Here is a 14,102-nt window from a genome sequence, read left to right as displayed (position 1 = left end):
GTGTCCTCCTGGAAGCGGTGACGGTCGTTCGACAGTCACATGACCGATGTTGCGGCCACGGCCGCCTCCCTAGTGTCGGCGACATGGACGACCACAGCGAAACCCACGGAAAGTACCTCGTCACCGGCGCCACCGGCAAGGTCGGCGGCAGCGCCGTCCGACAGCTGCTCGACGCCGGCCACACCAACGTCCGCGCCCTGGTGCGCGACCCCGACCGCGCCCGGCTCCCCGCTGGGGTGGAGGTGGTGCGCGGCGATCTGTCCGACGCCGCCTCCCTGGACGCCGCGCTCGACGGCGTCACCCGGGTCCTGCTCGTCTGGCCGACCCTGCACGCCGACGACACCGCGCCCGAGGTCATGTCCCGGATCACCCGCGACGCCCGGCGCGTGGTGTACCTGTCCTCGATGGGGGCGGGAGACGCGGCGGCCAACGACCCCGTCAACGGGTCCCACGCGCGGATCGAGCGGCTGCTGCGCGAGTCCGGGGTCGAGTGGACCTTCGTGCGCGGCGGCGGGTTCGCGGGCAACGACCTCGGGTGGGCCGAGGACGTCCGCACCACGGGCGTGGTCCGCGAGCCGTTCGCGGGGTGGCACAGGTCGTCGGTGCACGAGGCCGACCTCGCCGCCGTGGCGGTGCGGGCACTGACCACCGACGACCATGTCTGCGCCGTCCACGACGTGACCGGCCCCGAGGCCCTGGACCAGGCCGAGCGGGTGCGGATCATCGGGGAGGTGACCGGGCTGCCCCTGCGGTTCGAGGAGATGCCGGTGGAGGAGGCCCGCGAGGGGTTCCTCGCCTGGCTGCCGCCCGAAGCGGTCGAGGACACCATCACCGAGCTGGCCGAGCTCACCAAGGCGCCCGAACCGGTCACCGCGGCGGTGGAGGAGGTCACCGGCAGGCCGGCGCTCACCTACCGGCGGTGGGTCGCCGACCACATCGCCGACTTCCTGCCCGAGCGCCCGTCCGAGATCCGTTCCACGGGGCGGGTCGCGCGGGAGTACGTCGAGCTCATGTCGCGGGGCGACTTCGACGGGCTCGACCGAGTCCACTCCCCGGACTACGTGCGCGTCGGCTCCGACGACATGACCGGGCCGGCGGTCGAGATCCGGGCGGACGCCATGGACGACCACATGGAGACGGTCGACGAGACCGTGGAGATCCACGGTGTGGAGATCGACCCCCCGCTGGTCCGGGGCGACCGCTTCGCGATCCGCTTCACCTTCGACTCCACCTTCAGGCCGACGGGCGAGCGGGGCACGAACTCCAAGGTCTCCCTGTACACGGTCCGGGACGGGCTCATCGTCCGGGAGGAGGTGTTCTTCCACGAGCCCCCGCACGTGCGCTGACGCGGGACTGCGCCGTAGGGCACGGGTGCTCACGCGCCCACGGCGCCCGGGCACGGTAGCGTGAGCGCGTGCTGCGCGGACGCGACGACGAAACGGCGAGGATCGACACGGTCCTCGCCGCGGCGCGTTCCGGCCGCAGCGGTGCGCTGGTGCTGCGGGGCGAGGCCGGGATCGGCAAGTCGACGCTGCTCGACCACGCCGAGCGCGAGGCCGTCGCCGCCGACATGCGCGTGCTGCGCGGCGCCGGAGTCGAGTCCGAGAGCGACCTGCCGTACGCGGGCCTGCACCTGCTGCTGGGCCGCGCGACGGCGCACATCGACGCGCTGCCCGAACCGCAGGCCCGGGCGCTGCGCGGCGCCCTGGGGCTGGCGGACTCCCCGGCACCGAGCCGGTTCCTGGTCGGACTCGCCGTCCTGACCCTGCTGGCCGAGCTGGCCGCCGACGGACCGGTGCTCTGCCTGGTGGACGACGCCCACTGGCTGGACCGGGAGTCGGCCGAGGCGCTGCTGTTCGCCACGCGGCGGCTGGAGGCCGAGGGTGTCGCGGTGCTGATGGCGGTCCGCGAACCGCACGCGCCGCTGCTGTCCACCCCCCACATCGAGGAGCTGCGGCTCCGGCGGCTGCCCCGGGCCGACGCGGAGGCGCTGCTCCAGGAGCACGCCGCCGACCTGCCCCGGCAGGTGCGCGGACAGGTGCTGGCCGAGGCGGCGGGCAACCCGCTGGCCCTGTTGACGCTGACCTCCGTGCAGCGGGACGGGTACTCCAGCACCCGGTTGGGGGCGCCGGGCCGCATCCAGGACGCCTTCGCCGACCAGGTCACCGCGCTTCCGGACCCGACCCGCGCGCTGTTGCTGGTGGCGGCGGCGGACGACTCCGCCGACGCGGCCACCGTGCTGAGCGCCGCCGGGGAGCTGGGCGCGGGCCTGGACGACCTGGGGCCCGCCGAGCGCAAGGGCCTGCTGCGGGTGGACGGGAACCGGGTGGAGTTCGGGCACCCGCTGATCCGCGCGGCCGCCTATGAGCACGCGCCCTCCCGCGACCGCGTGGCGGCCCACCGGGCCCTGGCCGGGGTGTACGCGGACCGTCCCGAGGCCGCCGACCGCCGGGCCTGGCACCTGGCCGCGGCGGCGCCCACGGCCGACGAGGAGGTCGCCGCCCTGCTGGAGGAGGCCGCCGAGCGGGCCCGGGCCCGCGGGGGCCTGTCCGCCGTCGCCGCCGCCTACGAACGGGCCGCCGCCCTGTCGCCCGGGGCGGGAGAGCGCCGTCGCCGGTCGATCGCCGCGGCGGAGGCCGCCGCCTACGCGGGCGACCAGGCACGGGCGGGCCGTCTGCTGGACGCGATCACCGGAACCCATTTGGACGACGCGGGGCAGCGTGTCACCGTGGCCCGGCTCCATTCGATGCTCGCCACCGCCGCCGGGCGCGCCGACACCTCCTACCGCGTCCTGTTCGCCGCGGCGCTGGACTCCGACCCCGACGAAGCGCAGGCGCTCGGGCTGTCGCCGGAGCCGGGAGGAACTCGGGAGACGGGCAAGACGCGCGGATCCGGGACCCCGCCGGCCACCGCAGGGGCGCGCGAGGCCACCGGGGCCGCCGAGGGCGGGAAGCTCCTGCTGGAGGCGGTGCGCGCCGCGTGGGTCGCCAACGACTTCGGCTGCGTCGAGCGCATCGGCGACTACGCCGAGGGACGCCCCGGAGGTTCACCGGCCGCGGCCCTGGCCCGGGCCGCGCTCGCCACCACCCAGCTCGACCAGGGCCACACCGCCGAGGGCGTGGCCGCGCTGCGCGCCTCCCTGGACGGCCACGACGCCCTCGCACCCCAGTCCCTCAACGACCGCGTGCTGTACGCCCGCCTGCGCCTGATCTCCGGCGACTTCGAGGAGGCCCACCGGGCCGCCGCCGACCTGGAGGTCGAGTGCCGCGCCCAGGGCGCGCTCGCCGTGCTGCCGCAGGTCCAGGTGGTGCTCGCGCGCACCCAGTTCTTCTTCGGCCGCCACCGCGACGCGCGTGCCACGGTCGAGGACGGACTGCGCACCGCGGCCGACAGCTGCCAGCCCACGCCCCGGGCGGAACTGGCCGCGATCGGCGCCGAGATCGCCGCCGTCCGGGGCGAGGCCGAGCGGTGCCGCGCCCTGGTGGCCGAACCGCTCGAACGCGGTGTGGCGCCCGCGTCCGTCCACGCCGCCATCGCGCTGAGCCTGCTCGACCTGGGACAGGGCCGCCCCGAGGAGGCCCTGACCCGGCTGGAGTCGGTCGTGGAGGGCACCCGCCCGATGGGGATCGTCGGCAACCTGCCCCTGCTGGTCGAGGCCGCGTTCCGGCTGGGCCGGACCGACCGCGCCGCCGACGCCGCCGACCGGTACACCGCCTGGGCCACCGCCGTCGACCGGCCGTGGGCCCGATCCCTGGTGCTGCGCTGCCGTGCCCTGCTCGACGGCTCCGAGGACGCCTACCGCGGCGCGCTCGCCCTGGACGCCGCCCCCTTCGACCAGGCCCGGACCCGGCTGCTCTTCGGTGAGTGGCTGCGCCGCGCCCGCCGCACGACCGAGGCCCGCGAGCAGCTCCACCTGGCCGCCGACGCCTTCCGCCGCTGGGGCGCCCGGCCGTGGGAGGAGCGGGCCGGCGCCGAGCTGCGCGCCACCGGGGAGACCCGTGCGACGGACACCCTGGCGCGCGACCGCGCCGAGGACCCGCTGGACCGCCTCACCCCCCAGGAGCTCCAGGTCGTCCGGCTGGCCGCGACCGGGCTCACCAACCGCGACATCGGCGCCCAGCTGTTCCTGAGCCCCCGCACGGTCGGTCACCACCTCTACAAGGCCTATCCCAAGCTCGGTGTGGCCTCCCGGGCCGAGCTCGGCGCGCTGGGCCTGCACCGTGACCAGGGGCGGCGACCGTCCGACGGGGAACGGACGCAAGCGCCCGTCGGATGACTGATGCTGTCCCGGGGCGACCGTCCGTAGCGTCGTCCCCATGAAGACAGCACATGTGGAGATCACCTTCGACATCGGGTGCACCTGGTCCTACCTCGCCTACACCCGCTTCCAGCGGGCCGCGGCGCGCTTCCGGGACGAGGGCGGCACCCTCGACGTGGCGTTCCGCCCCTTCCAGCTCGATCCCGGCGCGTCACCGGCCGGCGAGCCCAAGCGGGACGTGCACCGCCGCCACTTCGGCGCGGACTTCGACCACGAGGGCGCCATGGACGAGATGAGCGTCCTGGGCGCGGACCTGGGTCTGGTGTTCGGCCATGACGCGATCTGGGCCGACAGTTTCGAGGCGCACCGGCTGGTGGCGGTGGCCTCGGCCCAGGGCCGCGGCGAGGCGATGGTGGAGCGGCTGTTCCGCGCCCACCACAGCGAGGACCTGAACACGGGCGACGAGGCGGTCCTGCGCCGGCTGGCCGCGGAGGCCGGGGTCGAGTGGAGCGCCGCCGGAGCCGACGAGGTGCGGGCCGAGCTGGCCCGCGTCCGCGCCGACGGTATCCGCGGCGTGCCGGTGTTCGCGTTCTCCGGATCACGCGTCCCGCTGGTCGGCGACCAGAGCGAGGCCGCGCTCGACGCGGCCCTGCGCTCCGCCGCCACGGCCGACGCCTCCGCCTGACCCCCTTCGACATAAGGAGTACTGACATGAGGTTCATCGAGGTGGGCGAGTTCGGCGCCCCTGAGGTCCTGGCCGTGCGACAGGGCACCGACCCGGTCCCGGAGGCGGGCCAGGTCGCCCTGGAGGTGTCCGTGGCGGACGTCATCTTCCTGGAGACCGCGATCCGGCGGGGCGAGGCCGGCGAGTGGTTCGGCATCCGGCCGCCCTACGTGCCCGGCGGCGGCGCGGTGGGCACGGTGACGGCGGTCGGCGCGGGGGTCGATCCGTCGTGGATCGGCCGGCGCGTGGCGACCACGGCGGCCCAGGGGTCCTACGCCGAGCGGACCCTGGCCCCGGCCGACCAGCTGGCGGCGGTCCCCGACGGGCTCGACGCGCGGACGGCGGCGGCCCTGGTCCACGACGGCGCGACCGCCCGGTCCCTCGTCACGACGATCGCGCCCAAGCCGGACCAGTGGGTGCTGGTCACGGCCGCGGCCGGAGCGATGGGGCTGCTGCTGGTGCAGATGGCGCGCGAGGCCGGAGCCAGGGTCGTGGGCGCCGCGCGCGGCGAGCGCAAGCTGGAGCTGCTGCGGTCCCGGGGCATCGAGGGCGTGGTCGACTACTCCGAGCCGGGGTGGACCGAGCGCGTCCGGGAGGCCGCCGGCGGCCGGGGCCCGGAGGTGGTCTACGACGGCGCGGGCGGAGCGATCGGCCGGGAGGCCTTCGCGATCACCGCGTCCGGCGGACGGTTCTCCGCCCACGGGGCACCCAGCGGCGATTTCGCCGAGATCGCCCAGGAGGAGGCCGACGAGCGCGGGGTGACCCTGTACTCGATCGCCGACCTGCACCAGGACACGGCGGACGCGACCCGCAGCACCGAGGAGGTGCTGGCCGCCGCGGCGGCGGGGCGGATCCTGCCGGTCATCGGCCAGGTCTTCCCCCTGGAGCGGGCCGCCGAGGCGCACGCGGCGCTCGAGGAGCGCACGATCCTCGGCAAGGCGCTGCTGGAGGTGTCGCGGTAGCGCAGGCCGGCCGCTCCCCGGGTCGACGCGAGGCCCGGGGAGCGACCGGTCTCGCCCTCGGCGGCGGTCACCCCGCCGCGGAGAGGCGGGGCAGCTGGGCCCGGACCCGGTCCAGCGCGGCGAGCCTGCCGTCCACGTCCGCGATGGCCGCCCGGGCGTGCGCCAGCTTCGCCCGTGGGCCGGCCACGGCGGGGAAGGGGTCCTGCCCGCTGACGGGGGCGCCGGTCGTCCGGCCGACGATGTCGCCGAACGCCCGGTAGGCGACGAAACCGAGGGCGGCGACGATCACCCCGACCAGGAAGGCCGTCTCGACGGAGGCGATCAGGCCCCCCAGGGCCAGGCCGCCGAGGACGAGCAACCCGCACACGGACAGCCCGGCGCCGAGCGCGACCCTCACGGTCAGCTCCCGCGCCCTCCTGTCCCGGAGCTCGGCGTGCTCTTGCACGTAACCCTCCAGGTGGTCGGCGCTCGCCCCCAGGTGCGCGTACTGGGCGGAGAGTTCCCTGAGCAGGCGACACAGCCGTCGGATCACCATGCCCCTGACCAGGCGCACACGCAGCGGGGCCTCCGGCGGGAGCATCGGCGGCAGGCCGGACCGCCACGACTCCTCCAGCGAGTCGCGGTCCCCGGCGACGGTCCGCTCCCACGCCTGGGGGGCCAGCGCCGCGAGGACGAACTCGGAGTCCGCCACGCGCTCCCCCGGCCCGCCCATGTGCCCGAGCCCGGACGCGGTCTGCCAGCGGACGTAGGGCGCGATCGCGTCCGTGTAGTCGCCGCGCGCGGACCGGACGTCCTCGACCAGGTCCCGGTACTCGGTGCAGCCGCCGCCCGGAACGCACGCGTGGTCGGGGTCCCGGCAGTCGTACTCCGCCATCACCTCCAGCACCTCGGGTGGGGCCGTTCCGGGGTCGGCCGCGCCCGTCTCCCCGCGGGCCGCCGCCTCGCGCAGGGCGGACAGCCGCATGTCCCGCGCCCGATACCTCGGCGCCAGGTCCGGGCGGGTCTGTGCGACGAAGCCGGCGACCGCGAGGGCGGGGTCCACCGGCTGGGCACGGAACAGGCTCCGGTCGACCCGGGGGTCGGCGAGGTCCTCGATGACCCAGGCGGCGAGCAGCGCCCTGCGGTCGGCGTCGCCGAACTCCGCTTCGGCGGCGCTCCCGTGGGCGTGCATGGTCTCGGAGAGCTCCTCCAGAGTGCGGTGGAGCCGCCCGGCGAACCGGAACGGAGGCGCCGTGGACGGTCCCGGCCGCGGGCCGGACGGTCCCGGCCGCGGACCCGACGGGCCGGGCCTCGGCTCCCACGGGCCGGGCGGCTGCTCCCACGGGCCTGACGGCCCGGCTTGCGGTCCGGAAGGCGGTCCGGGCGGCGGCTCCCGGTGGGGCCGGTCGTCGACGTGCCCCACCGCCTCCGCGGCCGCCGCGTTCCCCGGCCCCGCCGTCTCCCGCCGCGTCTCCAGCAGGGTCCGGTCCAACCCGGCCCCCTCCGGTGCGACGATCCCGGTCACGGCGGTGCTGCCGCGCTCCATCGAGTCCTCGACGTCGGTGCCCGCCCCGTCCACGCCCCCGCTGTGGCCCAGCAGGGCGTCCAACACCTGGTGGGCGGTCGGACGCCGCTCCGGCTCCTTCTCCAGACACCGGACCACGAGCCCGCGCAGCTCCCCGGGCACCGCCGAACAGTCCGGTTCCTCCACCAGGATCCGCCTGATGACGGCGGTCTGCGTCCGTCCCGAGAACGCGTGCCGCCCGCTCGCGGCGTAGACCATGACCGCGCCCCAGGCGAACACGTCCACGGCGGTCGTGAGGTGGAGCGCGTCGTCCAGCCGCTCGGGCGCCATGTAGTGCAGCGTCCCGACCCTGGAGGTGGCGGTGAAGACCGCCGTCTCCTCGAAGGCCCGCGCGATCCCGAAGTCGATCACCCTCGGACCGTCCGGAGCCATCATGATGTTCTCCGGTTTGAGGTCCCGGTGCGCGACCCCGGCCCGGTGGATCGCGGTCAGCGCGGTCGCGGTCGAGATGGCCAGGCGCTGCAGGCCGGCGCCTCGTCGCGGCCCCTCCGCCTCGATCTCCGCCAGGAGCGTGCGGCCCTCGATGTACTCGCTGGCGATCCAGGGCCGCTCCGCGTGCGGGTCGGCGTCCAGGACCTGGGCCACGCAGAACGGACTGATCCTGCGCGCCGCCTCCACCTCCCGGGCGAACATCTCGGTGAAGCGCGGGTCCACGCCGGGGCCGGTGTGGAGCAGCTTCACCGCCGCTCTGCGCCCGTCCGCGGCCTCGCCCAGGTACACCGAGCCGAACCCGCCCCGGCCCAACTCCCGGACCAACCGATACCCGCCGACCTCTGCGACTCCCGCGTCCATGCCTGCCCTCCGGGTTCTGGACGGCCACGCCACCGGCCCGCGATCAGGGGGTCGACCGCCAGAGATCAGTAAAGTTTTCTAGAAAAAATATCTAGTTCTAGACTAGGGTGACCCACGGGACGGCATCGCGGCGGCCCCGAGCCACCGCGGTGAACGACGCGGGCCGGGGCATGCCCCGGCCCGCGTACGTGCTCGTGCCCGCCCCGATGCGGAGCCCGCTACTCCGGCCGCAGTGAGCTCCAGATCCGGTCCGGCAGCGCACGCGCGGCCTGGTCGAGGTCGACGTTGTGCGGGCCGGCCAGCCAGTGCCGCGCGATCGCGATCACCGGCCCCATGGCCAGGGCCTCGATCACCGGCCCGGGCAGGGGGGCGATGTCCCCCCCCTCGACGCGTCGGCCCACCCACGCGAAGATGCCCCCCAGCATGTCCGACCGGATCTGCTCCGTGTGGGCCTCGATGAGGCCGGCGGAGACGGCGGAGTGCAGGAAGAGCGCCACGTCCGGGTTCTCCTCGATGAAGCGGAGGTAGGTCACCACGAGCGCGCGGATTCCGCTACGGGCCGTGCGGGTGGGGGTGACGGCCGCGGTCAACTCGTCGAAGAGCTGCTCCGTGCACCGCATGCACAGGGCGACGGTGAAGCCGTCGAAGCTGCCGAAGTGGTGGTAGAGGCTGCCGAGGCTGACACCGCTGGCCGAGGAGACCGCGTTCACCGTGAAGCCCTGCCCGCCCGAGGAGGCGTAGACCTGGAGGGCCGCGGCGAACAACCGCTCGATGGTGGCCTCGCCCCGTTTCTGCTTAGGGGGCATGGCGTGCAGTCGTCGGCGTCATACCGGCCAGGATAGGCCGTCGACCCCGCCACGCCCCGCGACGCCGGCTACACCCGCCCGGCGCCCAGCGGCCGCTCGCCCTCGCCTTCTCCACCGGCCCCGATCTCGGCTTCTCCCTCGGCCCCGGGACCGGCCGACGGCCCTCGGCGGCCCTCGGCGGCTCGGCGGCCGGCGAGAGCTTTCGTGGCCCCTCCTCGACGCTAAAACCTCGAGGCTTGTTGAGGTAAAGAGTGGCCAAGCTGTGTGACTCATGCCACACTGAGCCATCAAGGCACCAGGTGAGGGACACAGGGGGCTCCTGTTACTGGTGTTACAAGCGCACAATCCCGATGACGACGGGACTCTTGTGCACTATGGTCTGCCTATATGGCGCGTTCAGTGGTCGGTCCCCCACCAGACACCCTCGCCCGGGGCGACGACACGGACCTCTCCCGGGCGCTATCCGCGCTGCTGGGGACCCGTGTGGCACCCCGAGCGTTCACTCTCCCGGACGGAACCCGGGTCGGAGTCGACTTCGCGGACGAGGGCCTCCCCACGGTCCTCGCCCAGTGCGCGCCACTTCGCGGCCCGGTGAAGTCGGTCCAGCGCAACAAGCTCATCGCCGACGCGTTCAAGCTCGTCTGGCTGCGCGACACCCACTTTCCCGATGCCCGCGTCGTCCTGGTCATGGGCGAACAGCTGTCCCGGCTCCTCGCTCGCGGCTCCTGGCTGCGAGCGGCGTTCGCCACGCACGGGATCGCCGTCGCCCTGGTGGACGAGGGCACCACAATCCGGTCACTCGACACCATCACGTGACCGGGACGTCATAGTCAGTTAAAACCGCGTCACTAGCTTTGACGCGTCAACGATCCCCGCGGGCCGTCGACTCACCTGCTTCCGCCCGCTCTCCACCGTTCTCCTCGGTGTTGCCAACCGAGGACAGATACCTGGAGGGTGTCCCGTGGGCTCTTCCCATGTGGCCGCACTTGTCGGCAACCCACGCCCGGGCTCACGTACGGCCCGGGCCGCCGAACACGTCGCCCGACTGCTCGCCCCCCTCGCGGGCGGCGACCACGTCACCACCATCGACCTGTCCGACCACGGCCCGGCGGTCCTCGACCCCGGCGACGCCGCGGTGAACGAAGCGGTCGGCACCGTCCGCTCGGCCCGGCTCCTGGTCGTGGCCAGCCCCGTCTACAAGGGCACGTTCACCGGCCTGCTCAAGGCCTTCCTGGACCGGATGCCTCCCGAGGGCCTGCGCGGCACGGTCGCCGTCCCCCTCATGGTCGGCGCCTCGGACGGACACTCGCACGCCGCCGAGTCGGCGCTGCGCCCCGTCCTCGTCGAACTCGCCGCGTCCTGCCCGGTCCCCGCGCTCTACCTGCGCGAACAGTCCCTCGGTGAACTCGGCACCGACACCGACCCCGCCCTGGCCTGGTACGACCGCCACGCCGGCACCTTCTCCTCCGTCATGGGCACCGCCACCGCACCCCTGTGAGCCGGGCGGATCCGGACCGGGTACGTGCGACCCGGCCGGTCCGCCCCGGCCTCGCTCGGCCCGACGGCCCCGTTCCGGCCGCCCTGGCCGCCGCGGCCCGCTCGGCCTCCCCCGGCACCCATGGATCCGTCGAGCGCGCACTCCAGTGACGACGGAGTGCGATGGCTCATCCACCCCGAGGAGCAGGAATGACCTCCCACCAGACCCCGAACTCCACCGACATACGACACGAGCCCTCGGCCCTGCGCGACGGCCTCGCCCGCATGGCCACGTCGGTCAGCGTCGTCACCGCCGAGGTCGACGGCCGACGCCACGGCTTCACCGCCAACAGCGTCGTCTCGGTCTCCGCCGACCCGCCGCTGGTCGCGATCTGCCTCGCCTCCACCGCCGAGTGCCACGAGGCCTTCACCCGCGCACGGACCGTCGCGGTCAACGTCCTGGCCGACGGCCAGGAACGGCTGTCCAGGGTGTTCGCCACCCGCGGCGCCGACAAGTTCGACGCGGCCCCCTTCACCACCGGCGACCTGGGCGCGCCCGTCCTGCCGGGATCCGCCGTCGCGCTGGAGGGCACCGTCCACTCACGGCACCGCGCCGGCGACCACACGATGATCCTGTTCGACGTGGTCTACGTGCGGATCGGGCAATCCGCGCCGCTGGTCTACCAGGAGCGCAGGTTCCACCGGCTGGACGCCGCATGAGCGACGACCGCATCGAGGTGCGCGGCCTCACCAAGACCTACGAGGGCGGCGACCCCGCCCGCCCCGCGCTCGACCGGGTCGACCTCGACGTCCCCCGGCGACACTTCGTCAGCCTCATCGGCCCCAGCGGCTGCGGCAAGTCCACGCTGCTCCGGGTGCTCGCGGGCCTGGAACGGCCCGACGCCGGACACGTCGCCGTCTTCGGGTCCACTCCCGAGCGGATGTGCGCCGCCAAGGCGGTGGGCCTGGTCCCCCAGACCCCCGCGCTGCTGCCGTGGCTGAACGTGCGCCGCAACGTGGCCCTGCCCTCCCGGGTCAACCGCCGCGCGGGCAACGCCGCCGGCGACCCCGACGAACTGCTGAGCATGGTGGGTCTGGAGGACGTCGCCCGCAAGTACCCGCACCAGCTCTCCGGCGGCATGCAGCAGCGCGTCGCGATCGCCCGCGCCTTCGGAATCCGCCCGGACGTCCTGCTGATGGACGAGCCGTTCTCCGCCCTGGACGAGTTCACCCGTGAGGCGCTCCAGCTCCACCTGCTGCGCCTGTGGGAGCACATGTCCACGACGGTCGTGTTCGTCACCCACTCGGTGCGTGAGGCGGTCACCCTCTCCGACGAGATCGTGGTCATGTCCGCCCGCCCCGGCCGGGTGCACGAAGTCCTGCCCGTCGAGCTCCCCCGTCCGCGCGGCTCCGGAGTCACGGCCGACCCCCGCCTTCACCGAGTGGAGGACCGCGTCCGCGCCTCACTGCAGGTCGCGTGGGAATCCGGCGCCGCCCCCGACGACCTCGTACCACTGTGAGAGGACTACCGGACATGGCCACGGGCACTTCCCCGGACGTCCGTCCCCGCCCCACCACCGCTCCCGCCGCGCACCCGCGGCGTCGGCGGCGGTCGGTCCTGCACCCCGCCCTGTGGCTGCCCACGGTCGTGGCCGTGCTGCTGGTCGGCGCCGCCTGGACGGCGGTCGCCGCCGACCAGCCCTACATCCTGCCCACGCTCTCCGAGGTCGGCACCACCCTGCTCGACGACCCGGCGCTGTTCGTGCGGAACGCCGGGTCCACTCTCCAGATCGCCCTCATCGGGGTGGCCTGGGGCGCCGGACTGGCGTTCGTCCTGGCCCTGCTGATGTCGGAGATCCCGATTCTGCGCCGGGCGATCATGCCGCTGGCGGTGGTCCTCAACGTGACCCCGGTCATCGCCCTGGCTCCCGCCCTGGTCGTGGCGTTCGGCTTCGGCATGGCGCCCAAGGTCATCGTCACCGCGATCATCACGTTCTTCCCGGTGCTGATCAACGTCACGACCGGTCTGCGGTCCGTCCCGCTGCCGGTCCTGCACGTGTTCTCCACCCTGCACGCCTCACGCTTCGAGGTCCTGTTGCGCCTGCGCGTGCCGAGCAGCCTCCCCTACACCCTGGCCGCCCTGCGGGTCGTCCTCCCCCTGTCCATCGTGGGCGCGGTCGTCGCGGAGTTCGTCGCCGCCGGCTCCTCCAGCGGGCTGGGGACGATGATCCGCAACGCGGCCTCCAACGCCCAGCTGCCGCACGTGTACGCGGCCGTGGCCTGTCTGGCCGCGATGGGCGTCCTCATGCTCGCGTTCACGGCCACCGTGGAACGCAGGCTGCTGTTCTGGCACGAGTCGCAGCAGAGAACCCCCTGATGATCGGAGCAATACGCATGTCCACCCCCACCGCCAACCCCAGACGCCTCCTTCTGCGCTCCGCCGCGGCCGCGACGACGGCCTCCGCCGTTCTGCTGGTCTCGGCGTGCGGCAGCGGAGAGGCAGAGGACAGCGAGCCGGAGGTCGCCGCCGTGATCGATGAGGAGCGGTGCCAGACCAACCGGGATGCCGGAACGATCACGTACATCACCGGCTACCAGTACCAGGCCTCCGTCAGCATCCTGGAGGCCGTCGCGGCCGACGCCCTCGGCTACTTCGAGGCCGTCTGCCTCGACGTCGAGATCCAGCCCGGTACGGGCGACACCATCGGCAACGCCCAGACGGTCGCGGCGGGCACCGCCCAGCTGACCTCGATGGGCAGCGAGGCCGAGATCCTCATGGCCAACGACGCCGATATCGACGTCATCGGCGTCGCCACCTACGGCCACGTCCCGATCGCCACGCTGCTCACGGGCACGGACGTGGAGGAGCTCAGCGATCTGGAGGGCGCCACCCTGGGCCACAAGGGCAACATGCCCGCTCCGCTGGAGGCGATGCTCGTCTCCGACGGCGTCGACATGGACTCCATCGAGCAGGTGGAGGTCGGCTACGACCCGAGCGTCCTGCCGCGCGACCAGGTCCAGGCCCTCACCGGCTTCCGTTCCAACGAACCGTTCCTCCTCAGCGACATGGAGGAGGAGTACAACGAGTGGCTGCCCGAGGACTACGGGGTGGTCGGCTCGTTCGGCGTCATGGCCACCAACCACGACTTCGCCGATGAGAACCCCACCGTGGTCGAGGACGTGCTGCGGGCGATGTCCCGTGCCTTCGACCACTGCGTGGACAACGGCGAGGAGTGCGTGGAGTTCGCGGCCGAGCTCTCCGAGTCCGGATACGACGTCGAGCACAACCTGCGGGTCTGGAACGCCGAGCACGAGCTGGTGACCGCCTCCACGCAGGAGTCCTCCCCGGCCGGGTACATCGACCTCACCCTGACCGAGGCCGAGGGCCAGACCCTCGTCGACAACGGCCAGCTCGACGAGATGCCGGACCTGGAGCCACTGTTCGACCCCCGCTACCTGGAAGCGGTCCACGTCGCGGGCGACGTGGCCTGGCCCGCCGAGTAGCACCCCGGGTTCGGGC

At 73.9% G+C, this 14,102-nt stretch carries 12 protein-coding genes; 10 read left to right on the top strand and 2 right to left on the bottom strand.

What is annotated here, in order from left to right; genetic code table 11:
• Positions 1-83: 83 nt before the first annotated feature.
• From DFP74_RS13825 to DFP74_RS13810, 4 genes are all read left to right on the top strand, one after another.
• Positions 84-1,346 (top strand): NAD(P)H-binding protein, encoded by a 1,263-nt coding sequence (locus DFP74_RS13825; protein WP_121182077.1) that lies wholly within the window; start codon positions 84-86, stop codon positions 1,344-1,346.
• A gap of 68 nt (positions 1,347-1,414) precedes the next feature.
• Positions 1,415-4,276 (top strand): helix-turn-helix transcriptional regulator, encoded by a 2,862-nt coding sequence (locus DFP74_RS35035; protein ID WP_121182076.1) that lies wholly within the window; start codon positions 1,415-1,417, stop codon positions 4,274-4,276.
• Positions 4,277-4,316: 40 nt separating this feature from the next.
• Positions 4,317-4,943 carry a DsbA family protein gene (locus DFP74_RS13815; RefSeq protein ID WP_121182075.1) on the top strand — a complete coding sequence of 209 codons (627 nt, stop codon included), beginning with the start codon at positions 4,317-4,319 and terminating at the stop codon, positions 4,941-4,943.
• Positions 4,944-4,969: 26 nt separating this feature from the next.
• Positions 4,970-5,944: a zinc-binding dehydrogenase gene (locus DFP74_RS13810; RefSeq protein ID WP_121182074.1), complete on the top strand. Its 975-nt coding sequence runs from the start codon at positions 4,970-4,972 to the stop codon at positions 5,942-5,944.
• A 67-nt stretch (positions 5,945-6,011) separates the two neighbouring features.
• On the opposite strand, the gene DFP74_RS35030 is transcribed toward DFP74_RS13810, so the two are convergent.
• Positions 6,012-8,300, bottom strand: coding sequence for a serine/threonine-protein kinase (locus DFP74_RS35030; protein WP_305037053.1), 2,289 nt, complete (start codon positions 8,298-8,300; stop codon positions 6,012-6,014).
• 218 nt (positions 8,301-8,518) lie between these two features.
• Positions 8,519-9,106 (bottom strand): TetR/AcrR family transcriptional regulator, encoded by a 588-nt coding sequence (locus tag DFP74_RS13800; RefSeq protein ID WP_121182073.1) that lies wholly within the window; start codon positions 9,104-9,106, stop codon positions 8,519-8,521.
• A gap of 387 nt (positions 9,107-9,493) precedes the next feature.
• On the opposite strand from DFP74_RS13800, the gene DFP74_RS13795 reads away from it, so the two are divergent.
• From DFP74_RS13795 to DFP74_RS13770, 6 genes are all read left to right on the top strand, one after another.
• Positions 9,494-9,922, top strand: a complete 429-nt coding sequence (locus tag DFP74_RS13795) for a hypothetical protein (RefSeq protein WP_121182072.1) — start codon at positions 9,494-9,496, stop codon at positions 9,920-9,922.
• A gap of 145 nt (positions 9,923-10,067) precedes the next feature.
• On the top strand, positions 10,068-10,604 hold the full coding sequence (locus DFP74_RS13790) for an NADPH-dependent FMN reductase (RefSeq protein ID WP_199725640.1): 537 nt from the start codon (positions 10,068-10,070) through the stop codon (positions 10,602-10,604).
• 188 nt (positions 10,605-10,792) lie between these two features.
• Positions 10,793-11,302: a flavin reductase family protein gene (locus tag DFP74_RS13785; protein ID WP_158613003.1), complete on the top strand. Its 510-nt coding sequence runs from the start codon at positions 10,793-10,795 to the stop codon at positions 11,300-11,302.
• The gene (locus DFP74_RS13780; protein WP_121182069.1) at positions 11,299-12,102 is read left to right on the top strand and encodes an ABC transporter ATP-binding protein; all 804 of its coding nucleotides are present in this window, start codon (positions 11,299-11,301) and stop codon (positions 12,100-12,102) included. The genes DFP74_RS13785 and DFP74_RS13780 overlap by 4 nt, the downstream gene beginning before the upstream one ends.
• 14 nt (positions 12,103-12,116) lie before the next feature.
• Complete coding sequence (locus tag DFP74_RS13775; RefSeq protein ID WP_121182068.1) at positions 12,117-12,959, top strand: ABC transporter permease; 843 nt, start codon at positions 12,117-12,119, stop codon at positions 12,957-12,959.
• A 17-nt stretch (positions 12,960-12,976) separates the two neighbouring features.
• Positions 12,977-14,086: an ABC transporter substrate-binding protein gene (locus DFP74_RS13770; RefSeq protein ID WP_121182067.1), complete on the top strand. Its 1,110-nt coding sequence runs from the start codon at positions 12,977-12,979 to the stop codon at positions 14,084-14,086.
• Positions 14,087-14,102: the final 16 nt, after the last annotated feature.

The sequence above is a fragment of the Nocardiopsis sp. Huas11 genome (assembly GCF_003634495.1).
Classification (GTDB): Bacteria; Actinomycetota; Actinomycetes; order Streptosporangiales; family Streptosporangiaceae; genus Nocardiopsis.
This window is presented reverse-complemented; position numbering and strand designations above follow the sequence as displayed.